The organism is Pseudomonas sp. BIGb0176, from assembly GCF_024810175.1.
GTDB lineage: Bacteria > Pseudomonadota > Gammaproteobacteria > Pseudomonadales > Pseudomonadaceae > Aquipseudomonas > Aquipseudomonas protegens.
The window spans coordinates 19,794-42,319 of record NZ_JANUEC010000003.1 but is presented as its reverse complement, the minus strand read 5'-3'; the positions used below and the strand labels follow the sequence as shown (position 1 = coordinate 42,319).

At 65.0% G+C, this 22,526-nt stretch carries 18 protein-coding genes and 4 pseudogenes; 9 read left to right on the top strand and 13 right to left on the bottom strand.

Going from position 1 to position 22,526, the window contains the following annotated elements:
• The first annotated feature begins 25 nt into the window (after nucleotides 1–25).
• Both M2395_RS18145 and M2395_RS18140 read left to right on the top strand, forming a co-directional pair.
• Nucleotides 26–934 carry a LysR family transcriptional regulator gene (locus M2395_RS18145; protein ID WP_019093558.1) on the top strand — a complete coding sequence of 303 codons (909 nt, stop codon included), beginning with the start codon at nucleotides 26–28 and terminating at the stop codon, nucleotides 932–934.
• A 53-nt stretch (nucleotides 935–987) separates the two neighbouring features.
• Nucleotides 988–1,515, top strand: a complete 528-nt coding sequence (locus M2395_RS18140) for a GNAT family N-acetyltransferase (protein ID WP_015637021.1) — start codon at nucleotides 988–990, stop codon at nucleotides 1,513–1,515.
• A gap of 39 nt (nucleotides 1,516–1,554) precedes the next feature.
• On the opposite strand, the pseudogene M2395_RS31865 reads toward M2395_RS18140, so the two are convergent.
• The 4 pseudogenes from M2395_RS31865 to M2395_RS31850 all read right to left on the bottom strand — a co-directional run.
• Nucleotides 1,555–1,989, bottom strand: a pseudogene (locus M2395_RS31865) (methyl-accepting chemotaxis protein); the annotation flags it as partial.
• A 105-nt stretch (nucleotides 1,990–2,094) separates the two neighbouring features.
• Nucleotides 2,095–2,871, bottom strand: a pseudogene (locus M2395_RS31860) (PAS domain-containing protein); the annotation flags it as partial.
• A 273-nt stretch (nucleotides 2,872–3,144) separates the two neighbouring features.
• A pseudogene (locus tag M2395_RS31855) lies at nucleotides 3,145–3,579 on the bottom strand (methyl-accepting chemotaxis protein); the annotation flags it as partial.
• A gap of 111 nt (nucleotides 3,580–3,690) precedes the next feature.
• A pseudogene (locus M2395_RS31850) lies at nucleotides 3,691–4,461 on the bottom strand (PAS domain-containing protein); the annotation flags it as partial.
• A gap of 216 nt (nucleotides 4,462–4,677) precedes the next feature.
• Here M2395_RS31850 and M2395_RS18120 point away from each other — a divergent pair.
• On the top strand, nucleotides 4,678–5,172 hold the full coding sequence (locus M2395_RS18120; protein ID WP_011063456.1) for a RidA family protein: 495 nt from the start codon (nucleotides 4,678–4,680) through the stop codon (nucleotides 5,170–5,172).
• Between the two features lie 60 nt (nucleotides 5,173–5,232).
• Here M2395_RS18120 and M2395_RS18115 read toward each other — a convergent pair whose 3' ends face one another.
• Nucleotides 5,233–5,565, bottom strand: a complete 333-nt coding sequence (locus M2395_RS18115) for a DUF2790 domain-containing protein (RefSeq protein ID WP_015637022.1) — start codon at nucleotides 5,563–5,565, stop codon at nucleotides 5,233–5,235.
• 321 nt (nucleotides 5,566–5,886) lie between these two features.
• Here M2395_RS18115 and M2395_RS18110 point away from each other — a divergent pair, with 321 nt between their 5' ends.
• Both M2395_RS18110 and M2395_RS18105 read left to right on the top strand, forming a co-directional pair.
• Complete coding sequence (locus tag M2395_RS18110; protein ID WP_015637023.1) at nucleotides 5,887–7,215, top strand: OprD family porin; 1,329 nt, start codon at nucleotides 5,887–5,889, stop codon at nucleotides 7,213–7,215.
• Between the two features lie 176 nt (nucleotides 7,216–7,391).
• Nucleotides 7,392–7,613 carry a hypothetical protein gene (locus tag M2395_RS18105; RefSeq protein WP_011063459.1) on the top strand — a complete coding sequence of 74 codons (222 nt, stop codon included), beginning with the start codon at nucleotides 7,392–7,394 and terminating at the stop codon, nucleotides 7,611–7,613.
• A 173-nt stretch (nucleotides 7,614–7,786) separates the two neighbouring features.
• Here the strand turns inward: M2395_RS18105 and M2395_RS18100 are convergent, their stop codons facing one another.
• The 3 genes from M2395_RS18100 to M2395_RS18090 form a co-directional block, all read right to left on the bottom strand.
• Nucleotides 7,787–10,924, bottom strand: coding sequence for a CusA/CzcA family heavy metal efflux RND transporter (locus M2395_RS18100; protein ID WP_011063460.1), 3,138 nt, complete (start codon nucleotides 10,922–10,924; stop codon nucleotides 7,787–7,789).
• Nucleotides 10,925–10,950: 26 nt separating this feature from the next.
• On the bottom strand, nucleotides 10,951–12,120 hold the full coding sequence (locus M2395_RS18095) for an efflux RND transporter periplasmic adaptor subunit (RefSeq protein WP_123431436.1): 1,170 nt from the start codon (nucleotides 12,118–12,120) through the stop codon (nucleotides 10,951–10,953).
• Between the two features lie 200 nt (nucleotides 12,121–12,320).
• A complete protein-coding gene (locus tag M2395_RS18090) occupies nucleotides 12,321–13,571 on the bottom strand; it encodes a TolC family protein (RefSeq protein WP_123431437.1) in 1,251 nt (416 codons plus the stop codon).
• A 385-nt stretch (nucleotides 13,572–13,956) separates the two neighbouring features.
• On the opposite strand from M2395_RS18090, the gene M2395_RS18085 reads away from it, so the two are divergent.
• Entirely contained in the window at nucleotides 13,957–14,631 is a 675-nt protein-coding gene (locus tag M2395_RS18085; protein WP_011063463.1) for a heavy metal response regulator transcription factor, read from the top strand.
• 57 nt (nucleotides 14,632–14,688) lie between these two features.
• On the opposite strand, the gene M2395_RS18080 is transcribed toward M2395_RS18085, so the two are convergent.
• A complete protein-coding gene (locus M2395_RS18080; protein WP_123431438.1) occupies nucleotides 14,689–15,585 on the bottom strand; it encodes a cation diffusion facilitator family transporter in 897 nt (298 codons plus the stop codon).
• 248 nt (nucleotides 15,586–15,833) lie between these two features.
• On the opposite strand from M2395_RS18080, the gene M2395_RS18075 reads away from it, so the two are divergent.
• Together M2395_RS18075 and M2395_RS18070 are read left to right on the top strand one after the other, a co-directional pair.
• Complete coding sequence (locus tag M2395_RS18075; protein WP_011063465.1) at nucleotides 15,834–17,204, top strand: gluconate:H+ symporter; 1,371 nt, start codon at nucleotides 15,834–15,836, stop codon at nucleotides 17,202–17,204.
• Nucleotides 17,205–17,291: 87 nt separating this feature from the next.
• Nucleotides 17,292–17,708 (top strand): lysozyme inhibitor LprI family protein, encoded by a 417-nt coding sequence (locus M2395_RS18070; RefSeq protein WP_015637031.1) that lies wholly within the window; start codon nucleotides 17,292–17,294, stop codon nucleotides 17,706–17,708.
• A 72-nt stretch (nucleotides 17,709–17,780) separates the two neighbouring features.
• On the opposite strand, the gene M2395_RS18065 is transcribed toward M2395_RS18070, so the two are convergent.
• Together M2395_RS18065 and M2395_RS18060 are read right to left on the bottom strand one after the other, a co-directional pair.
• On the bottom strand, nucleotides 17,781–18,299 hold the full coding sequence (locus tag M2395_RS18065; protein WP_011063467.1) for a hypothetical protein: 519 nt from the start codon (nucleotides 18,297–18,299) through the stop codon (nucleotides 17,781–17,783).
• 168 nt (nucleotides 18,300–18,467) lie between these two features.
• The gene (locus M2395_RS18060) at nucleotides 18,468–19,796 is read right to left on the bottom strand and encodes an MFS transporter (RefSeq protein WP_011063468.1); all 1,329 of its coding nucleotides are present in this window, start codon (nucleotides 19,794–19,796) and stop codon (nucleotides 18,468–18,470) included.
• 175 nt (nucleotides 19,797–19,971) lie between these two features.
• Here M2395_RS18060 and panB point away from each other — a divergent pair, with 175 nt between their 5' ends.
• Entirely contained in the window at nucleotides 19,972–20,799 is an 828-nt protein-coding gene (panB, locus tag M2395_RS18055) for a 3-methyl-2-oxobutanoate hydroxymethyltransferase (RefSeq protein WP_011063469.1), read from the top strand.
• On the opposite strand, the gene M2395_RS18050 is transcribed toward panB, so the two are convergent.
• Together M2395_RS18050 and M2395_RS18045 are read right to left on the bottom strand one after the other, a co-directional pair.
• On the bottom strand, nucleotides 20,787–22,175 hold the full coding sequence (locus M2395_RS18050; protein WP_041119892.1) for a PLP-dependent aminotransferase family protein: 1,389 nt from the start codon (nucleotides 22,173–22,175) through the stop codon (nucleotides 20,787–20,789). The two genes, panB and M2395_RS18050, sit on opposite strands and share 13 nt — an antisense overlap.
• 4 nt (nucleotides 22,176–22,179) lie before the next feature.
• Complete coding sequence (locus tag M2395_RS18045) at nucleotides 22,180–22,413, bottom strand: hypothetical protein (RefSeq protein ID WP_041774476.1); 234 nt, start codon at nucleotides 22,411–22,413, stop codon at nucleotides 22,180–22,182.
• Between the last annotated feature and the right edge of the window lie 113 nt (nucleotides 22,414–22,526).

Sequence of the window (22,526 nt, the reverse complement as noted above, 5' to 3'; positions counted from 1 at the left end):
CCCCCGAACCAGGATCGTTCAAACGATGGATAAGCTTGAGCAATACCGCGTGTTCATCCAGGTGGCCGACATGGGTAGCTTCATCAAGGCTGCCCATGCCCTGGAACTGCCACGGGCCACCGTCTCTTCCGCCGTGCAGCAACTGGAAACCGGCCTCGGCACCCGACTGCTGCACCGCACCACCCGCCACGTGCAGTTGACCGCCGACGGCGCCATTCTGCTGGAACGGGCGCGGCGCCTGCTGGCAGACGCCGCCGAACTCAACCAGTTGTTCCACCACCGCCAGATAGACGTCAGCGGGCGCTTGAACATCGATGTGCCCAGCCGCATCGCCCGGCGCCTGATCGTCCCCGCCCTGCCCCGATGGCTGGCGCAATACCCCGGCCTGCAACTGGCCCTGGGCGCCAGCGATCGCAGCATCGACCTGGTCCAGGAAGGCATCGATTGCGCGATCCGCGTCGGCAGCCTGGCCGACAGCAGCCTGGTCGCCCGCCCCCTGGGGCAACTGGCGCTGATCAACTGCGCCAGCCCCGCCTACCTGGCCGAACAGGGCGAGCCCCACACCCCCCAGGACCTGCAGAACGGCCAGTGGATGGTCGGTTATGCCTCCCCGGACACCGGCCGCGAGCAGCCCTGGGAATACCTGCTGGAAGGTCGCGAGCACCTGCTGGGGCTGCCCAGCCGGGTGATCGTCAACAACGTCGAGAACTACATCGCCTGCTGCCGGCAGGGGCTGGGGCTGATCCAGGTGCCACGCTTCGACGTGCAGCACCTGCTGGACCGTGGCGAGCTGGTGCAGGTGCTCCGTGAACTGCCGGTGGCGCCCATGGATATCTGCGCGCTATACCCCGACCGGCGCCATCGCTCGCGCCGCCTCAACGTGTTCATCGAATGGTTCGCCGAACTGATCAAACCGCACCTGGAGGCTTGCTGAACACCCGCGGATCGTGAGAAGAAAGCGCCTTCACGGATTGAGGCACTGGCACCATGACCCACCTGCACATCAGCGCTCCACACCTCGACGACCTGGATGACCTGCTGGCCTTCGAAGGGGAAAACCGAGCGTTCTTCGAAGCCTCGATCAACGCCCGGCCTGCCACCTACTACTCCCGCGAAGGGGTCGCCGAAGCCATAAACCAGGCGTGCGAGGATGCCGAGGCAGACCGCGGCTATCAGTTCCTGATCCGCGACAACGCAGTGCTGGTGGGGCGCGTCAACCTGCACCGGGTGCAGCGCCCCTACTTCAATTGCGCGGAACTGGGCTACCGGGTCGGCGCCCGCTTCAACGGCCGCGGCATTGCCCGCACTGCGGTGCAGCAGGTGCTGCTGCGCGCCTTCGGCGAACTGCAACTGAGCCGCATCGAAGCCAATGCGCGGCCGCAGAACACCGGTTCGGTGCGGGTGCTGGAAGCCTGCGGCTTCTCTTGCTACGGCCATTCGCGGCGCAGCTTCCTGTTGCACGGCGAGTGGTTCGACCGCTTGCACTACGAGTGCCATGGGCCTGCGCCACGCTAGCAACCCGGGCGTGCGCCCCCAAGGCGCACGCCCACGCCCTCAGGCCGACAGCTGGTTGGCGAACTGGCCGACCGCGCTGACCACTTTCTGCGCACCGTCCTGAATCTCGACGATGACCGTGCCGGCCTCCGCTGCCAGGGTCAGGCCCTGCTCCGCCTGCTGCCGGCCCTCGGCCATCAGCTCCACCGCCGAGCGGGCCATGTCCTGGTTCTGGCGCACCACGCCGACGATCTCGTCGGTGGCGTTGCTGGTGCGCGAGGCCAGTTGCCGGACCTCATCGGCGACCACCGCAAAACCCCGCCCCTGTTCACCGGCCCGGGCCGCTTCGATGGCCGCATTGAGGGCCAGCAGGTTGGTCTGTTCGGCAATCCCGCTGATGGTCTTGACGATGCTCGCTATCACCAGGGACTGCTCGTTCAGGGCTTCGATGCCGTCCCCGGCCTGCTGCATGCAGGTAGCCAGGTCACGCATCACGTCCAGGGTCTCGGTGACCACCGCCGAGCCGCGCTGGGCGCTGGTGTCGGTCTGTCGGGAGATGCTGTAGGCGATGTCCGCCGCCTCGGCCACCCGTTGTTCCTGGTTCACCTGATCGGTGATCAGGATGGCGAATTTCACCACCTTGTAGAGCTGGCCACTGGCGTCCAGCACCGGGTTGTAGGACGCGTCGAGCCACACCACCCGGCCCTGGCTGTCGATGCGCTTGAACCGCTGGGCGATGTATTCGCCGGCGTTCAACCGTGCCCAGAACTCCTGGTAGCCGGGCCCTTCGTATTCCTGCGGTTCACAGAACAGGCGGTGGTTCTGGCCCTGGACCTCATCCAGCCGGTAGCCCATGCAGGCGAGAAACCGCGAGTTGGCCGTCAGCACCCGGCCTTGCAGGTCGAACTCGATCACCGCAGAGGAGCGCAGCAGCGCCGCCATCAGGTTTTCATGCTCGCAGGCACTTTCCACCGAAGCGCTCTGGTCGGTGCAGATCAGGTTGTAATGATCGAGCCGCCCGGCGCCATCGCGGATCGGCTGCACGCAGACCTGCAGCCAGGCCTCGCGGCCGCCTCCGCGTTGCAGGCGCAATTGGCCGGTGTAGCTTTCGTTGCGCCCCAGGGCCGCCTTGAATTCGCGATACAACGGCACAGCCTGAGGGTGGCGCGAGATGATGCTCTCCAGGGCCACGCCGGCCAGTGGCTGGCCATCGAGTTCCAGGGCCTGGATGAAGTTCTGGTTGGCCCGGCGGATGGCCCCCTCGCCATCGAGTTCGAGATTGAGCACCTGGCTTTCCAGGCAGGCCTTGAATTGCTGCAGAGCGTTCAGCTCGTCGCTCAGGGTGGCAAGTTGCTGCTTCAAACGTTTGTTGAACATGGATACACCGACAGACTAGGAGTGGATACAACAACCCCTAGCCATCGGCGCAGTTTGGGCTTTCTCCAAGCCCCGCAGCGCTTTCCAGACACTTCCTACAAGCCTCTAGGAAATTTCTTGGTTTTTCTTGGGCGCAGCCGTCGCCCGGGGCCCTATCGGTCAGGCCCGAGTGTCTCAGCGTGGGAAATGAATGGCGCCAAGGGCGCCGGGGCTGGCCGATGCCGCCCTGAATTCCACAGTGCCCCGTGGCGGGAGCACTGTGCTGGGGAGCAATCAGGAGGACAGTTGGTTGGCGAACTGGCCGACCGCGCTGACCACCTTCTGCGCGCCGTCCTGGATCTCGACGATCACGGTGCCGGCTTCCGCCGCCAGAGCCAGCCCCTGCTCGGCCTGCAGCTTGCCTTCGGCCATCAGTTCCACGGCTTCGCGGGCCATGTCCTGGTTCTGGCGCACCACGCCGACGATTTCCTCGGTGGCCTTGCTGGTGCGCGAGGCCAGTTGCCGGACTTCATCGGCCACCACCGCGAAACCACGCCCCTGCTCACCGGCCCGGGCCGCCTCGATGGCCGCGTTGAGTGCCAGCAGGTTGGTCTGTTCGGCAATCCCGCTGATGGTCTTGACGATGCTGCCGATCACCAGGGATTGCTCGTTGAGGGCGCCAATGCCTTCGCCGGCCTCCTGCATGTGCTTGGCCAGATCGCGCATCACGTTCACCGCCTCGGTAACCACCGTGGTGCCGCGCTGGGCGCTGTTGTCGGTCTGCAGCGAGGTGTTGTAGGCAATGCTCGCCGCCTCGGCCACGGCCAGTTCCTGGTTTACCTGGTCGGTGATCACGGTGGCGAACTTCACCACTTTGTAGAGTTTGTTGTTGGCGTCCATGACCGGGTTGTAGGAAGCCTCCAGCCAGACCACCCGGCCATGAGCGTCGATGCGCTTGAAGCGCTCGGCGATGAACTCCCCGGCGTTCAGGCGTTTCCAGAAGGCCTGGTAGGCCTGGCTGTTGTACTCCTCCGGCTCGCAGAAGATGCGGTGATGCTTGCCCTGAATCTGCGCCAGGCTGTAGCCCATGCTGGAAAGGAAGCGGTCATTGGCCGTCAGCACGTTGCCGTTGAGGTCGAACTCGATCAGCGCGGTGGAACGCATCAGGGCGCCAATCAGGTTCTCGTGCTCCCGAGAGGCCTCGATGGTGCGGGTCAGGTCGCTGGAGAAGATCGCGAAATACTTGATCCGCCCCTCGGAGTCGCGAACCGGCTGGGAGATGGAACGCAGCCAGGCTTCCTGGCCATTGCCGCGCAGCAGCCGCACCGCCCCGGCAAAGTGTTCGCCCCGGGTCAGGGTCGCCTTGAACCGCAGGTGAAACTCATCATGCTTGACGTGTTCCGGGACGATGTCCTCCAGGGCCCGGCCCACCAGATCGCCAGTCTTGTAGAGCATTTCCTGGGCGAAATTGTGATTGACCGACTGAATCCGTCCATCGGCGCTCAGGTTGATGACGAGCATCTCGCTTTCAAGGCTCTCCTTCACTTGCTGAAGGCTCGAAAGTTCTTCGCGTAGAGTCGACAACTCCTGCTTCAAGCGTTTATTGAACATGAGGATGTACCGGGGGGGGCTGAAAAAGTGGACTGCTTTGGGCCTAACATCGGCCCTGAAAGATTTTTCTTAATAGCCATTAAGGCTTGTCTGACAAAAATAATTCCGCAGCCAGCAAGGCCGCGGAATTCGGGCCCGCAGCCGGGGATTTCGCGCAACCAAGGAGCGCGTATAGTCGGCGACGGGAAATTCCAGGGCGATCGACGGAGTTGGACTATGGATGCATCACGCAAGGCACTTTTCCAGCAGGCCGCAGCACAGGTCGGACACAGTTTCGAAGGCGAGATGCGCATTGGCGGCAATTACGTGCCGGCGGTGCGCAATGGCGATGAGGTGTATGTCAGCGGGCAGATCCCGCGTATCGACAATACCGTGATGGTGGTTGGCCGGGTCGGTGCCGAAACCTCCCTGGAGCAGGCCCGGCACGGGGCGCAGATCTGCACCCTGCGGGCCCTGGCGATCCTCGAGCAGATGCTCGGCGACCTGCAGCGGATCAAGCGCATCCTGCGGATCAACGTCTATGTACAGAGCGCGGCGGACTTCACCCAGCAGAGCGAAGTGGCAGACGGCGCCTCCGCAGTCCTCTATTCGATCTTTGCCGACGCCGGCGTACACACCCGGACCTCGGTGGGGGTCTATCAATTGCCCAAGAATGCCTCGGTGGAAGTGGACATGATCGTCGCCCTGCACCCCGGCTCCGGCAACGACTGAGTGCAGCCACGCTGGCCGGGCCCACCCCTGCGGGCCCGGCACAGCAGCGCCGGCGGCCCATCAACTGCCGTTGTTGCGGCACTGGCCCATGACCTGGTACTCGATGGTCTTGAGCTGGCCGGCGGAATCCTCATACGTCATGCGCGAAGGCACCACCTCGCAGGACTTGATCGGCGGGGTCACGTTGACCACCTTGGCGACATCCAGCTTCATGCCGTAGCGGTACGCCTGCACCACCGGCGCCGGCTTGCCCTGGTTCGCCGCATAGCGCTCCATCGCCTTCTGGTTTTCCACCATGGCCCGGGCGAACGTACGGTCGCCTCCCCCTTCGGCCTGCGCCAGGGAAGCCAGGCTCAACAGCAGCGCGGCGAGACTCAGGTTGATTGCTTTCATCACAGTTTCCTCGTCCAGTTGACGCCAGCGAGGATAAGCAACCGACCCTGTCAGGATGATCGCGGGCAGATTACTTATCTGTAATGGGCGCTGCCGACAGCCCGCCCTACCCGGGATAACCCCCGGCCCGTCGGGGTTTTGGCCCGGGCCCTGGACGGCTTTCTTGCACAATTGTAATGACCGGGTCACCCCGCCGTTATCTGCCGTTTGCAACTATCGACAGCGACTGGGCAGGCGTTGCGACGCCTGCCGGTCGAGCCCAATAAGAACGCCTCTGGCGATATAAAAGTTGATAGCTGCCAACACTCAGGAGCGACCCCCATGCGTATCAATCCCCCCTTGTCCCTGTCCGTGCTCGCTGCGGTACTGGGGCTCAGCCCTATGGCGGCAGTGGCCGCCGAGGAACGGCCCGAAGGCTTTGTCGAAGGCAGCCGCCTCGACCTGCTGCTGCGCAACTTCTACTTCAACCGCGACGACCGCAAGGGCCAGTCCAGCCCCACCGGCAACGGCTATTCCGAAGCCTGGGCCCAGGGCCTGATCGGCCAGTTCGAATCCGGCTTCACCCAGGGCACGGTGGGCTTTGGCCTCGATGCCTTTGCCATGTACGGCCTCAAGCTCGACTCTGGCACCGGCCGCAGCGGCGGCGGTGGCTCCTTCGGCATGCTGCCGCTGAACCACGACAACCGGCCCGCCGACAGCTACGGCAAGGCTGGGGGTGCGGTGAAAATGCGAGCCCTGGATACCGTGGTGAAAGTCGGCGATGTGTTTCCCAAGACCCCCGTGGTGCACTACGGCGACTCCCGCCTGCTGCCGGAAAGCTTTCGCGGGGTGACCCTGGAGAACACCAGCATCGACGGCCTCAACCTGCAGGGCGGCCGCCTGCATGCCATGAGCCAGCCCGACAGCAGTGGCATGCGCGATGGCTTCGCCACCTTCTACGCCGGCAAGGTGGACTCGCCCTGGGTCGGCTACTTCGGCGGCGACTACCGGCTCAACTCCAATCTCAACTTCAGCCTCTACAGCAGCCGCCTGAAGGACGCCTGGGACCAGTACTACTTCGGCGTCGCGGGCAACTACCCGCTGTCCGACCAACTGAGCCTGTTCAGCGGCTTCAACTATTACAAGGCCGTCGATGAAGGCAAGAAGCTCCTGGGCGAGCTCGACAACAACATCTGGAGCGCCAAGGTCGGCGCCACCTACGGCGCCCACACCCTGGCCCTGTCGCATCAGCGCAACAACGGCAACGACGACTTCGACTACCTGCGCCAGTCGGACTCGATCTTCCTCGACAACTCGATCCAGTACAGCGACTTCAACTCGCCCAAGGAACGCTCGTGGATGGTCCGCTACGACCTCGACATGCAGCCCCTGGGCATTCCCGGCCTGTCGTTCATGACCCGCTACGCCCGCGGCAGCGGCGCCGACTACAGCCACGCCAACTCGGTGTACATGCGCCGCGATGCGGCAGGTGACCCACTGACCGACCAGCGCCGCTGGGAGCGGGATATCGAAGCCAAGTACGTGTTCCAGGGCGGCAGCCTCAAGGATCTGTCCCTGCGCATCCGCCAGGCGACCATCCGTTCCAGCCAGTTCGAATCCGACCTGGAAGAGTTTCGCCTGATCGTCGAGTACCCCCTGGCCCTGCTCTAGAGAGCGGCTCCGGGCAGGCGCCAGGCCTGCCCGGTGTTAAAACTTCTTCACAGACTCATGCCTTTCAGAACTGTAATATCGGCCTCACCTTCTCGTTAGGTTGGCCTTCATATACTCCCGGACACACTGGCAGCCACCGTGTTTTTCACGGCCGCCCAACGTGTCAGGAGAAGCTCATGCGCCCAACCCAACTGTTATTGATCGGCCTACTGGCCACAACCAGCTCCGCCACCTGGGCCGCTGATGGCAGCGAACGCCCACAGCAGGTCCGCGAAGCTTTCCTGGCCAGCCAGGAACAGATCCACGGCGACGCCAACCAGGAAACAGCCGCCACCGGCAGCACCGGCAAAGCCCCTCGCGATGCTTCTGCGCCTACCACGGCCGAAGAAGACATCTGACAGCGATTGCCTACCGAGCACATTCATCTCTTGAAGCGTTTTTTCTGATGCTCCTTTGGAAAGAGATGAATTTTTAGCGCCCCCTTGGGGCGCTTTTTTTTGCCCGAAAATTGCCGCAGGACTGACACCTGTAGCCGCTGCCTGCGGCAGCGGCTACAAGAAGCGGCGCGCGATCAGTCTTCTTCCCTGCGATGCGCCCATTGGTACAGGGCAGGCAGCACCAGCAAGGTGAGGATGGTGGAGGACAGGATGCCGCCAATCACTACCGTGGCCAGGGGCCGTTGCACCTCGGCGCCGGTGCCGGTGGCCAGGGCCATGGGGATGAAGCCCAGGGAGGCCACCAGGGCGGTCATCAGTACCGGGCGCAGTCGGGTCAGGGCGCCTTCATGAATCGCCAGGGACAAGGAGCGCCCTTCCTCTCGCAGGTTACGGATAAAAGCAATCATCACCAGGCCGTTGAGCACGGCGACCCCGGACAAGGCAATGAAGCCCACCCCCGCCGAGATCGACAGCGGTATGTCCCGCAGCCACAGGGCCATGATCCCGCCGGTCAGGGCGAAGGGAATCCCGGTGAAAACCAGCAGGCCATCCTTAAGGTTGTTGAACATCATGAACAGCAGCCCGAACACCAGCAGCAAGGCCACCGGCACCACCACCTGCAGGCGCTGGGAGGCTTCCTGCAATTGTTCGAACTGACCGCCCCACGTCGTCCAGTAGCCGGCCGGGACTTTGACCTTCTCGGCAATCAGGCCTGTGGCCTCTTCGACGAAGGAGCCGATATCCCGCCCGCGCACGTTGGCGCTGACGATCACCAGGCGCTTGCCGTTTTCCCGGCTGACCTGATTGGGGCCCAGCACCAGATCGAGGCTGGCCACTTCCGACAGGGCGATGAAGCCGATCTGCCCGTTGGCCGTGCCCGCCGTCGCCGGTATGGGAATCAGCAGCCGGGACAGGCCGTCGATATCGGTGCGCAGTTGATCGGACAGGCGCACCACCATATCGAAGCGCCGGTCGCCTTCGTACAGGGTGCCGGCCTGGCGCCCGCCCACCGCAACGGCGATGGTGTCTTGCACATCCCCCACGTTGAGGCCGAAACGTGCGGCCTTGTCGCGGTCGATATTGATGGTCAGCACCGGCAGCCCCGAGGTCTGCTCGACCTTGACTTCCGAGGCGCCAGGCAAGCTCTGCAAGGCCGTGGCAATTTGCGTAGCGGTCTTGTTCAGCACCGCCATGTCATCGCCAAACACCTTCACCGCAACATCGCTGCGCACCCCGGAAATCAGCTCGTTGAAGCGCAGCTGGATCGGCTGCGACAGCTCGTAGGCGCTGCCCGGCACCAGGGCACTGGCACGCTGGATATCAGCGATCAGCGCCTCTCGCGACTTGTTCGGGTCCGGCCACTGGGCCTTGGGCTTGAGCATCAGGTAGCTGTCGGAAATATTCGGCGGCATCGGGTCCGAGGCGATCTCCGCGGTGCCGGTGCGGGCGAACACCCGCTCGATCTCCGGCACTTGCGCCAGCAGGGTTTTCTCCAGGCGCTGCTGCATGTCCACCGACTGAGTGAGGCTGGTGCCGGGCACCCGCAGGGCCTGCTGGGCAAAGTCGCCTTCGCTGAGGCTGGGGATGAATTCACTGCCCATGCGGCTGGCCAGCAGCGCACTGCCAGCGAGGATCAAGCCGGCCAGGGCGAAGGTCAGGCCACGCCGGGCCATCACCCAGTCCAGCACCGGGGCGTAGCCGCGCTTGGCGCTGCGCATCAGCAGGTTTTCCTCTTCCTTGACCTTGCCGGTGACAAACAGCGCGATGGCTGCCGGAACGAAGGTCACCGAGAGAATCATCGCCCCCAGCAACGCCATGACCACAGTGAAGGCCATGGGGTGGAACATTTTCCCGGCCACCCCGGTAAGGGCAAAGATCGGCAGGTACACCACCATGATGATCAACTGGCCGAAGATCAGCGCGCGCCGGGCTTCCTTGGCCGCGGCAAAGACTTCATGCAGGCGTTCGGAGCGGGTCAGCATGCGCCCGTGGTGCTGCTGGGCATGGGCCAGGCGGCGGATGGCGTTCTCGACGATAACCACCGCGCCGTCGACGATGATGCCGAAATCCAGGGCACCGAGACTCATCAGGTTGGCGCTGACCTTGTTACTGAACATGCCGGTGAAGGTGAACAGCATCGACAGCGGGATCACCAGGGCGGTGATCAGCGCCGCGCGGATATTGCCCAGAAACAGGAACAGAATCACGATCACCAGCAGCGCGCCCTCGAAGAGGTTCTTCTTCACCGTGGCGATGGCCTTTTCTACCAGGTTGGTGCGGTCGTACACCGTGACCGCCACCACGCCTTCGGGCAGCGAGCGGTTGATCTCCTCAAGTTTCTTCGCCACCGCCTGGGACACGGTACGGCTGTTCTCGCCGATCAGCATGAACACGGTGCCCAGCACCACTTCCCGGCCATTCTCGGTGGCCGCGCCGGTGCGCAACTCGCGGCCGATCTGCACGTCGGCCACGTTGCGCACGCGGATCGGCGTGCCGTCGCTGCTGCTGATGACGATGTTGGCGATGTCCTCGATGGACGCCAGTTGCCCCGGCGCGCGGATCAGCAACTGCTCGCCGCTGCGCTCGATGTAGCCGGCGCCGACGTTGGCGTTGTTGCGCTCCAGGGCCGTCACCAGGTCGCTCAGGGTCAGCTTGTAGGCCGCCAGGCGCTTGGGGTCCGGGGCAATCTGGTACTCCTTGGCAAAGCCGCCGATGGTGTTGATCTCGGCCACGCCCTGCACGTTGCGCAGTTGCGGCTTGATGATCCAGTCCTGGATCACCCGCAGGTCGGTGGGGGTGTAGGGCGTGCCGTCCTCCTTGCGGGCGCCCTCCTCGGCCTCCACGGTCCACAGGAAGATCTCCCCGAGCCCGGTGGAAATCGGCCCCATCACCGCCTCCACACCGTCGGGCAATTGCTCGCGAGCCACTTGCAGGCGCTCGTTGACCAGTTGGCGGGCGAAGAACAGGTCGGTGCCGTCCTTGAAGATCACGGTTACCTGGGACAACCCCGAGCGCGACAGCGACCGGCTCTGCTGCAACCCCGGCAGGCCGGCCATGGCCGTCTCGATGGGAAAGGTGATGCGCTGTTCGGTTTCCAGGGGTGAGAACCCCGGCGCCGCGGAGTTGATCTGCACCTGGACGTTGGTGATGTCCGGCACCGCGTCGATCGGCAGCTTCTGGTAGCTGGCGATGCCGACGCCGGCCATCAGCAGCACCGCCAGCAGGACGATGATGCGCTGCTCGATGGCGAATTGAATGATGCGTTCAAACATGGGAAGTCACTCTCTGATGAGGCCGATCAATGGCCGTGGTCGGCCGCGCCCTTGCCCAGTTCGGACTTGAGGGTAAAGCTGCCGCGGGCGGCTACCTGGGCCCCGGCTTCGAGGCCCTCGCGGATCTCGACAAAACCGTCCTGGCTGGCCCCGGTGACCACAGGCGTGGCCTGGAACCCCTCGGCCACGCGGACGAACACCGAGGGCCGGTCTTCCACGGTCTGGATCGCCGTCTGCGGCACGCTGACCGGTGCGTCGAAGGCTTCGGTGGCCACCTGTACCGAGACGAACAGCCCCGGGCGCCAGGCGTCATTGGGGTTGGCCAGGGTCACCCGCACCGTGGCGGTGCGGGTCTGTTCCCCCAGCAGGCTGCCGACGTAGGCCACCTGGCCCTGGACCTGGGTCCCCAGCTCACTGGAGCTGACCTGCACCGGCTGGCCGACCCGGACCTTGTCCAGGTCCTTGGGAAACACGCCGAAGGTGGCCCAGACCCGGGACAGGTCCGAGAGGGTGAACGCGGCGCTGGTTTCGCCCACCACTTCGCCCACGCTCAGGTGTTTTTCCACCACCACACCGTCGAACGGCGCGCGCATTTCATAGCGGTTGCCGCCCACCAACTGGGCGCTGCCGCTCAGGGCATTCATCTTCTGCCGGGCATTGTTGAGGGCGATTTCCGCCTCTTGCAGGGCCTGGCGTGCCAGCAGGTAATCCTGCTCGGCGGAGATCTGGTCGACCCACAACTGGCGCTCGCGCTGGAAGGTGGTACGGGCCAGTTCCACCCGCCGCCCGGCGGCGGCCAGCTCGCTGCGCTGATCGGAGATCTGCTGGCTGGCGATCACCGCCAGCAGTTCGCCGCGCTTGACCGACTGGCCGAGGTTGACCTGTACCGACTCCACCACACCGGCGGCCCGGGGCACGATGTGCGAGGTACGGTCCTCGTCGAAGCGGATCTCTCCCGGCAGGCTGAGTACCCGGTTGAGGCGCCGCGGACCGGCTGCGGCCAGCTCGATGCCGGCGGCCTGGATCTGTTCCGGGCTGAGTTCCAGATGGCCCTCGGGCTCCTGGGCGCCGTGCCCGGCCTCCTCGGCCTGGGGCACCGTTACCGGGCTGGCGAACAGGCCCGGCAGCAGCAAGGCCGCCAGCCCGAGGCCGACCACTGCCGTGCTGGCCAGAACAAGGCTGCGTTTTTTATCCATGGGGACTCCTGAATCGATCGAGGGTCGGTAGCGCCAGGCGCTGCCTTACGGGGTAGAGGGAAACAGCCATTGACCAATGGCCCGATGCAGCTCATGCACGCACCAATGCGCGGGTGGGTCTTCGGGGGCTGTCGGGGGTGCGCCACTGCAGTCGCTCACCAGCAACGCGGCAAGGCACGCCAGGCCCATCAGCCAGGGTTTCACCAACGGCTGAGGTCGCCGTAGATGCGCTCGATCCGTACCCAGGCATCGGTGGTTTGCGCCACCGCGGCGAGGTACTGGGTACGCGCGCCGATCAGGGTGCGTTGAGCATCGAGAACGTCGAGAAAGCTGAACTTGCCCATCTCGAAGCCCTGGGTGGCGCTGTCCACCGCACGCTGGGCGGCGGGCAGGATGGTCTGGTTGAAGGACTGCACCTCGCCCCGGGCGGTGTTCCACTGTTCCAGGGCCTGGCGGGTTTCGGTACGCAAGCGCAATTCGGTGGCGTTGCGCAGGTCCCGGGCCTGGTCGGCGCGGCGGGCGGCGGACAGCACGTTGCCCTGGTTGCGATTGAACAGCGGCAAAGGCATCGACAGCCCTACCAGGTTGACCCGCTCCCGGGCGCTGGCGTCGTACTGGCTGCCCACGCTGACGTCCAGGTCGGGAATGCGCTGGGCCTTCTCCAGCCCCAGGGACGCCTCGCGCTGCACCACTTCCTGCTCCGCCAGGCGCAGTTCGGTGGTTTCCGGCAGGCGGCCAAGCAACTGTGCCGGAGCCGGCAGCGCCGCCAGTGCCAGGGGCTGCTCCTGCACCCCGGCAAAGTCGCTGGTGGCCGCGCCAGTGACCATGGCCAGGCGTCGGTAGGCATTGTCCTGCTCCATCTGCCCCCGGTTCAGTTCCAGGCGCACCTCGGCCAGTTGCACCTGGGCCCGGGTGGCTTCCACCGGCGAGGCCTTGCCGGCGTTGACCCGGCCCTGGGCTACCGCCACGCCCCGTTCGGCCAGGGCCAGGGAGCGCCCGGCCAGTTGGGTGCGTTCCTGGGCCCGCAGCGCCGTGTAATAGGCATCCAGAACATCCGCACGCAACTGGTTGCGACGCCGCTCCAGCTCCAGGGCCGCCAGTTCCTGACCGCGACTGGCCACGTCGATCCGTGCTCCGCGCTTGCCCCCCAGCTCCAGGGCCTGGCTGAGCTTGACCGAAGTGGTGCGCGAATCCCGGCGGGTGTCCTCGGCGTCCACCGACAGCACCGGGTTGGGGATGAGCCCGGCCTGCTGGCGGGCGCCCTGGGCGATGTCGATCTCCCAGCGTGCGGCGGCCAGTTCAGGGTTGTTGGCAAAGGCTCGGGCCAGGGCGCTGTCCAGGCTCAACAGCGGTTGCTCGACGGCGCTTGCAGATTGGCTCGCCACGGCCAGCAACAGGGTCAGGACGCAGGTGCGTGCTGCCCGGGCAGATATTCTCGGGAAAGTCGGCATAACAAGTTCCGGCCCCTATGGAGGCAAAGTGTCTGCGAAGTTGCAGCGCACCATATCGACGCTTATCCACAGGAGTTCCGGCCGATATGAAACTGCAGCAGTTCGCCCATTGACAGGGAGAGTTTCAAGTTCGGCCAACTGTAACTTTCAGTGCTTATCAGCAGGGTGGCGCAAAGATTACAAATCCGTTAGCAAAGGCTCTGGCTCAAGGTTCTGTATTAACATCCGGCTATTCGAAGTGAACATCAAGAGCACTTTTCAAGTGCCAGCAAGCGAACTTTAAAGAACACGAATACGGCACGGGGCCGCACAACTTTCGAGCATTGGCCCGCTGATTATTCGCGTCTTTTCGTTACTGTCCCCACCTGCCGAGAACCTCATTTTCATGCGTATTCTGGTCATCGAAGACGAACCCAAGACCGCTGACTACCTGCATCAGGGGCTGACTGAAAGTGGCTACGTGGTGGATTGCGCCAACAACGGCGCGGACGGCCTGCACCTGACTCGCCAGCATGCGTACGACCTGGTGATCCTCGACATCAACCTGCCGCACATCGACGGCTGGGGCGTGCTCGGGCAGATCCGCCAGGACAGCAGCACCCGGGTGATGATGCTCACCGCCCAGGGCCGGCTGGCGGACAAGATCCGTGGCCTGGACCTGGGCGCCGACGATTACCTGGTCAAGCCGTTCCAGTTTCCGGAATTGCTGGCCCGGGTCCGCACCCTGATGCGCCGCAGCGAACAGGCGCCGGTGCCGGATGTGCTGCGGGTCGCCGACTTGGAGCTGGACCAGGGCCGGCACCGGGCCTTTCGCGGCAAGCAGCGCATCGACCTGACCACCAAGGAGTTCGCCCTGCTGCACCTGCTGATGCGCCAGAGCGGCGTGGTGCTGTCGCGGACCCAGATCATTTCCTTTGTCTGGGACATGAATTTCGACTGTGACACCAATGTGGTGGAAGTCTCGATCCGCCGCCTGCGGGCCAAGATCGACGACCCTTTCGAACGCAAGCTGATCCACACCCTGCGCGGTGTGGGTTATGTCCTTGAAGAACGCGACTGAGGCGCGGCCGTGTTCGCCGGCAAGCCGGCTCCTGCACAAGACGCAAGCGCGGCTCCCTCAATGTTCATGCACCTGCTCATGAAACCCTGCCTGCTCCACCTGCAAGGTGACGTGGGCAATGTCGAAGCGCTCCTGTAGCAGCTCGGTGACCTCGGCCAGGATCGCCTGTTCATCCCACCCTTGCAGGTGCGCCACCAGATGCGCGCTAAGCACGTTCTTGCCGCTGGTCAGGGCCCAGATATGCAGGTCGTGCACGTCGCTGATCCCCGGCACCTGGCGTATGGCCTGCTCCACCTGGTCGATGTCGACCCCGTCCGGCACCCCTTGCAGCAGCACGTTCATGCTCTCCTTGAGCAGGGTCCAGGTCCGAGGCAACACCCACAGGCCGATGGCCGCGGCCACCAGGGAATCGACCCAGCCCCAACCGGTGAACATGATCACCAGCGCGGCGATGATCACCCCCAGTGAACCGAGCATGTCGCTCCATACCTCCAGGTATGCACCCTTGACGTTGAGGCTCTGGCTGCTGCCGGAGGCCAGCAGGCCCATGGAGATCAGGTTGACGATCAGCCCCAGCACCGCGATCACCAGCATTCCCGTGGACTGGATCTCGGCCGGTGCCTGCAGGCGTTGCCAGGCCTCGAACAGAATGTAGAACGCCACCACGAACAGCAGCAGGGCGTTGAACGCTGCGGCGAGGATCTCGAAGCGCGCATAACCGAACGTACGCTTTCGGTCCGCCGGGCGCTTGGCGACCTGGATCGCCACCAGGGAGATGGCCAGCGCCAGGGTATCGGTGAGCATGTGCGCGGCATCCGACAGCAGCGCCAGGCTGCCGGTGACAAAGGCCCCGATGACCTCGGCGAGCATGAAGCTGCCGGTCAGCCCCAGGGCCATCCACAACTTGCGTTCATGCCCGGCCCGTACCTGGCCGTGACTGTGTCCTGCGCCCATGAAAGATCCTCGGTTGGCTGGTAAAGCGTGGCCCTGATGATAGTTCGATTGGCCAGGTGCCCAGGGCTGGATAAGCGAATTGTCATCTGCCGGTTATCCGCCGGTTATCCAGGGCAGGCCCATAGTTAGCCGGCTAACGAATGCACCAAAAGTGCGCATAAGCCCTCTGCGGCGGGCGCCTCGGGTATGCTCCCAAAAAAGTGAAACAAAACGTAACAGATAAAAATAGCCGATTGAGGAGTCCCGCCTTGGATGTATCGACTGCCGCCTGGATGGTCCACGACACCCGCCTGATCATCTGCTGCCTGGTGGCCATCGCCAGCATCATTGTGCTGATCAGCGCCACCAAACTGCCGCCGTTCCTGTCGATCCTGATCGGCACCTTCATTGCCGGGGTGGGCGCAGGCCTGCCGCCGGAGGAAGTGGCCAAGGCCTTCAGCAAGGGCGCCGGGGCGATTCTCGGCGAGGCCGGGATCATCATTGCCCTGGGCTCGATGCTCGGCGCATTGATGGCCGAGTCCGGCGCCGCCGATCGCATCGCCTCGACCTTGCTGGGCCTGGGCAAGGGCAAGTCGCTGCCCTGGGTCATGGCCCTGGTGGCGATGGTCATCGGCCTGCCGCTGTTCTTCGAAGTGGGGCTGGTGATGATGGTGCCGATCATTTTCGTCATGGCCCGCCGCTCGGGCCTGCCGCTGCTGAAAATCGCCATTCCGGCCCTGGCCGGGATGACCACCCTGCACGCGCTGATGCCCCCGCACCCGGGCCCGCTGATTGCCGTCAGCGCCCTGCACGCCGACCTCGGCCTGACCATGCTGCTGGGCTTGTGCCTGGCCGTGCCGGCGGTGATCCTGGCCGGCCCGCTGTATGGCAACTGGTTGTCCAAGCGCCTGCAGGTCAGCGAACCGGCGGAGCTCGGCGCGCTGTTCAGTGCTGCGCCCAAGGCCCCGCGCCAGCCGGGCTTCGGCGTGTCGCTGCTGATCATTGTGCTGCCGGTGCTGCTGATGCTCGGCAGCACCCTGGCCAAGGTCGCCATGAGCCCGGAGAACACCCTGGCCCTGACCCTGAAGTTTCTCGGCGAACCCCTGATCGCCCTGGGCCTGGCGGTGATCGCCGCGGTGATCTGCCTGGGCTGGGCCAACGGCATGGCTCGGGACCAGGTCGGCAACACCCTGCGCAAAAGCCTGGCACCGATTGCCGTGCTGCTGCTGACCATTGGCGCCGGCGGCGGGCTCAAACAGACGCTGCTGGATGCCGGGGTCAGCCAGACCATCAGCAAGGTGGCCGAAGGCGCGCACCTGCCCTATATCCTCCTGGCGTGGCTGATCGCCGTGGCCCTGCGCCAGGCCACCGGCTCGGCTACCGTGGCCACCACCACGACCGCCGGCATCCTGGCGCCGATGATGGCCGGTCTGGCCGCCACCCAAAGCTCCCTGGTGGCGCTGGCCATCGGCGCCGGCTCGGTGTTCTTCTGCCACGTGAACGACGCCGGGTTCTGGATGGTGCGCGAGTATTTCGGCCTGCAACTCAAGCAGACACTCTGGGTCTGGTCGGTGCTGCAGACCATTGTTTCCGTGGTCGGGCTGGTGGGGACGCTGCTGCTCTGGCACTGGTTGCAATAACCGCTGGCCGTGGTGGGCAGGCCAGCCCTTCTGCATTGGGAACAGCGCTGTAGAATGCCCGCTTCATTCTCAGCGCAAGGGACCGACATGCCTTATCAGCCCTGGATCTTTGGCCTCGTCATCGCCGTAATTGCAGGCGCCGCTGGTTGGGCGCCTGCCCAGGCCGCAGCGCTGGATTGCGAGCACATCAGCGTCAGCGAACAGGTCGACCGCTGCGCCCAGCAGGACAAGGAGCGGGCCGACGCCGCACTCAACCAGAGCTATCAGGCGCTGCTGGTCCGGGTGCACAACCTGTACCCCAGCAGCCTGCTGCAAGAACAGGAATACCTCGGCAAATTGAAGAACGCCCAACGCGCCTGGATCAAATACCGCGACAGCACCTGCGTGCTGGAGGCCTTCGAAGTGGAACCGGGCAAGCCGGCCCATGTGACCCTGATCAACCTCTGCGTGACCCGCCTGAGCACCGAACGCACCCGCTATCTGGAACAACTGCTGCCCGAATGACAGCAGGCCCGGGGGCCTCTTCGCCGGCAAGCCGGAGCACCTGCAGGAGCGGGCTTGCCCGCGAAAGCGGCCTCAGGAGCCCGCTCGCTGCCAGAACGGTCGATGCCCCAAGCCATGCAGCAGTCCGCAGATCAGGCTGACGAGCCAGGCAAAGCCCAGCATGCCAACACACGAGTCGCCCTGGCGCAGGCGCTGCTGGCACTCTGCGGCGCTGGAACACAGGGCGCTGCACCCGGGTTGATCGTCGCGGCGACAACTGAGCAGGTACCCCCGCAGGTGGCGGAGAACCAGGGTCTGCCCCGGCAGTTGAGCGAGTGGCAGCTGGAGCCGGGTCAGTTCGCGGTTCAGGCGCAAGCGTTGGCGCTCCCCGGTGTCGAGTTCCTCCACCAGCAGCGCCCCGGCCTCCACTGCGATCACCCGGGCGCGCAAGCTGTCGGGGCTGGCGCCCTCCAGGCCGTAGTCCAGTTGAGTGCAGGTCCAGGCCTGGATCAGGGCAAACACCAACCCCAGCACGAAGCTCATCAGCGCCACTTGTAACAGTGGCGCCAAGGCGGAGAAATTTCGCAAGGAACACAGCGTCGAACGAATCAAGACAGCTCCCGGAAACCCAAGCGCAGGCCGCGCGTTCCGGGAGATTAGCGGGAAAAAACCGGGGGCTGAAAGCCCTTTTCCAGCCCGGTTTCACGCGGGATCAAGAGGCGTTTTGGTGAAGGCTCTAGCTCGCCGCTTCGCTGAATCACAGCAGGCCGAAGAAAAGTCCTAGCGTTGGTCAGCCATGCAGCTTTCTCTCGCTGCCGCAGGCCCTTCCTCACCCACACGGCCGCCGAAGTAACCGGCGCTGACGACCCCCACCGCTCCCATCACTGCGCAGTAGATCACGCAGATCCAGGGGCTCCAGGGCATCAGGGCGATCAGCAGCAACGGCGTGGTACTGGCCCAGAGGGCATAAGCGATGTTGTAGGTGAAGGAGATCCCCGACACGCGAATCCGCGCCGGAAACAGGCCCACCATCACCGACGGCACCGCCCCCACCACGCCGCAGCCCAGGCCGGCGATGGCATAGGCCAGGCCGATCCAGGCGCCGCCGCTGATCAGGCAGCCATAGAGCACGGCGATGCCCAGTGGCAGCAGCAGGCTATAGAGCATCACCGTGCGCCAGGCACCGAGGCGGTCGACGACCAGCCCCGCCAGCACGCAACCAATGTTGAGAAAGACAATCCCTAGGCTGCTCAGGGCAAAAGTGTGGCTGGCGCTCATGCCGAAGCTTTTTTGCATCATGGTCGGGGTGATGACCACGAACACCACCACCGCCGAGGTCAGCACGCAGGTGAGGATCAGCGCCGGCAGGATCGCCAGCCGGTGTTCCCGCAACACGGTGCGCAGGGGCAGTTCGGCGGCGGCATCGCGCTGGTGCTGCAGCGCCACGAACACCGGGGTTTCGCTCAACCAGCGGCGCAGCCAGACGCCGATCACGCCGAACACGCCGCCCAGCAGGAAGGGATAGCGCCAGGCGTGGTCGAGGATTTCCTCGGGGCTGAAGACCCGCGCCAGCAGGGTCGCGGTCAGGGCGCCCAGCAGGTAGCCGAAGGTCAGCCCGGCCTGGAGAAAGCCCAGGGCATAACCGCGATGGGCCCGCGGCGCGTGCTCGGCGACGAACACCCAGGCGCTGGGCACTTCGCCGCCCACGGCGGCACCTTGCAGCACCCGCAGCGCCAGCAGCAGCAAGGGCGCGAAATAACCGATCTGGGCATAGGTCGGCATGATGCCGATCAGCAGGCAGGGCAGCGCCATCATCAGGATGCTCAGGCTGAAGACCTTCTTGCGCCCCAGGCGGTCGGCGAAATGGGCCATGAGGATGCCGCCCAGGGGCCGGGCCAGGTAGCCGGTGACGAAGATTCCGAAGCTCTGCAGCAGGCGCAACCACTCGGGCATTTCCGGGGGAAAGAACAGCTGGCTCAGGGTCAGGGCGAAAAATACGAAGATGATGAAGTCGTAGATTTCCAGGGCACCGCCCAGGGCGGCCAGGCCCAGGGTCTTGTAGTCGGAGCGGGAAAAGCGCGCCGGCGACGACTCAGTGGAAGGGGTCATAAAGCAACTCGATGGCAGCACAAAGCAAAGGCGCTCATGGTCTACGCAAAAGATCCGGGGAACAACCCGTTCCCGGCCCTGGGTTGGTTTTCCGGGGTTTTCTGTACCTTGAACGGCCGCGCGCCAGGCCAATAATCGGGCACTTTCCCACCCAAGCAGAATCAGGAAAGTCGTCATGAGCAGCCATACCCGCACCCAGCGCCTGAGCGTCCCGCAACTGGTGGCCATGAAAGGCCGGCAGAAGATCGTTTCCCTCACCGCCTATACCAGCCACATGGCGCGGCTGATGGACCCCTTCGTGGATTTCATCCTGATCGGTGATTCCACCGCCATGGTCGGTTACGGGCGCACCTCGACCCTGGACATGAGCCTGGCGGAAATCATCGCCCACACCCGCGCGGTGGTGGCCGGCAGCCGCCTGGCCTGCGTGATTGCCGACATGCCCTTCGGCAGCTACCAGGAATCCCCGCAACAGGCCTACCGCAATTGCGCCGAGGTGATGGCCCGCACCGGTTGCGCCGCCCTCAAGCTGGAGGGCGGCCGGGCCCTGGCGCCCACCGTGGAGTTCCTGGTGCAGCGGGGCATTCCGGTGATGGCGCATATCGGCCTGATGCCGCAGTTCGTCAACCAGATGGGCGGGTTCAAGGCCCAGGGGCTCGACAGCGAGGCGGCCCGCAAGATCGAGGAAGATGCCCGGGCCCACCTCGAGGCCGGCGCCTTCAGCCTGTTGCTGGAAGGGGTTGCGGAGCCCCTGGCGCGGCGCATCAGCGACTTCTCGCCGATGCCGACCATTGGCATCGGCGCCTCCCCGGCCTGCGACGGCCAGGTACTGGTGACCGAAGACCTGCTGGGGCTGGGCGGGCCCCAGGTGCCGCGTTTCGTCAAGCAATACGCCGATGCCGGCGCCCTGATCAGCCAGGCCTGCGAACGCTTCGCCGCAGAGGTTCGGGAGCAGGCCTTTCCGCAGTTGCAGCATTGTTATGGGGTGGTTCAGGAGGCCTGACTCACCGCCCGCGCCAACTGCCCGAGGGCGCCCTGGATATCCTTGCTCCAGTCCAGGGTGAAGCTCAGGCGCAGGTGCTGCTGCCACAAGCCCTGCTGGCTGAAGATCGCCCCCGGGGCGATGACGATGCCGTCGGCCAGCAGGCGCTCGTAGACCCGGGTCATAGGCACCGGGCGCCTGGCTTCGACCCACAAGGTCGCGCCGCCGGCGGCAAGCGGCGCATGCAACAGCCCGCCGGCCTGCTCGTCCAGCAGTTGCTGCAACTGCTTCATCCGCTGTTGCAGCATGCCCCGCAGTTTCAGCACGTGCTGGTCTACGCGACCGGAACTCAAGAGCCGGGCCACGGCCTTCTGGCGGATCGGCGACAGGCGAAAGCGCCGCTCCAGGCACTGGCGCTGCAAGGCCGGGCCCAGGCTGCGGCTCAGCACGTAGCTCAAGGGCGCCTCGGCGCCGATGGCCTTGTCCAGGCTGGCGAACACCAGCAGGCGCTCGGGGTCGGCGAAATCCCGATAGCGAGCAGCGCCGGGCACGAAGCTGAATGCTCCGTAACTATCGTTCTCCAGCAGCCAGATCCCCCGCTCGGCGAACCAGCGGCACAGCTGCTGCTTGTCGGCGGCGGGCATCAGGCTGCCGTGTGGGATGTTCACCGTCGAGGAGAACACCGCCAGGCGCACCGGCTCGCGCTGAAGCAGCGCTTGCACCTGCTGCAGATCGAAGCGCCCGCCGGCATCCAGGGGCAGCTCGATAATCCGCAGGCGCGCCGCCCGCAACTGGCGCAGGATCGCCCAGGAACACGGGGACTCCACCAGCACCACGCCGCCGTCCAGGTCCAGCGCCCGCAACGCCAACTCCACCACGCTGTGCAGATCGGCCCCCAGGAACACCTGGTCGGCCTGCCAGTAGTCGCGGCTGGAGCAGGTGTAGCGCCGGGCCAGTTCGCTGCGCAGCTCCTGCTCGCCCAGGGGCTGGTACAGCGGTGCCTGGTTGCGCGGGTACTGGCGGGCCAGTTCGCGCTCGGTCATCAGCAAGGGTTGCTCCAGCGACAGCAGCATCGCCGGCGCATCGCTGCACAGCGCCAGGCGCCCCGGCAGGCGGGCCTGGGCATAGAGGTTGTCGAGCAGATCCTCACCGGCCTCGGGCACGGTCGCGGCGGCCAGGGCCCGGGTGAAATAGCCCTGGCGCGGCCGCGAACAGATGCGCCCCTCGTCTTCCAGCAGGGCGTAGGCGTACTTGATGGTGGACAGGGAAACCTTCAGCCGCTGCGCCAGTTCGCGCAATGACGGCAGGCGTTGCTCCTGATCGCTGGCGGCGTTGTCGATCCACTGCGACAGGTAGCGGTAGACCGCCTGATAGGCGAAAGACGGGTGGCGCTGCACCGCTTCAGTTGCCTTTGGCCATGGCGATCGCCGCCTGGATCGCCGCGCGGGCCTGGGGGCTGTTCTTCCAGCAACTGGAACCCACCAGGGCCGAAGCCTGGGTGACGATGTGCAGGGCATCGGCGGCGGCCAGCTGGGCCAGGGAAGTGATGCCCAGTTGTTCCAGGCGAGCGACCACGGTAGAACCGACACCCTTGACCTTGAGCAGTGCGGCGCGTTCTTCGGGGGAAAATGACATGGGCGTTGAGATCCTTTGCAGTCCGTGGCAATTGCCGCATTCTTGCACAGTTCTCGGCCGCCTCTGCCTGGGGCGGCCGACCTCCTTATAAACATAAGAAATCCGAGGTACTC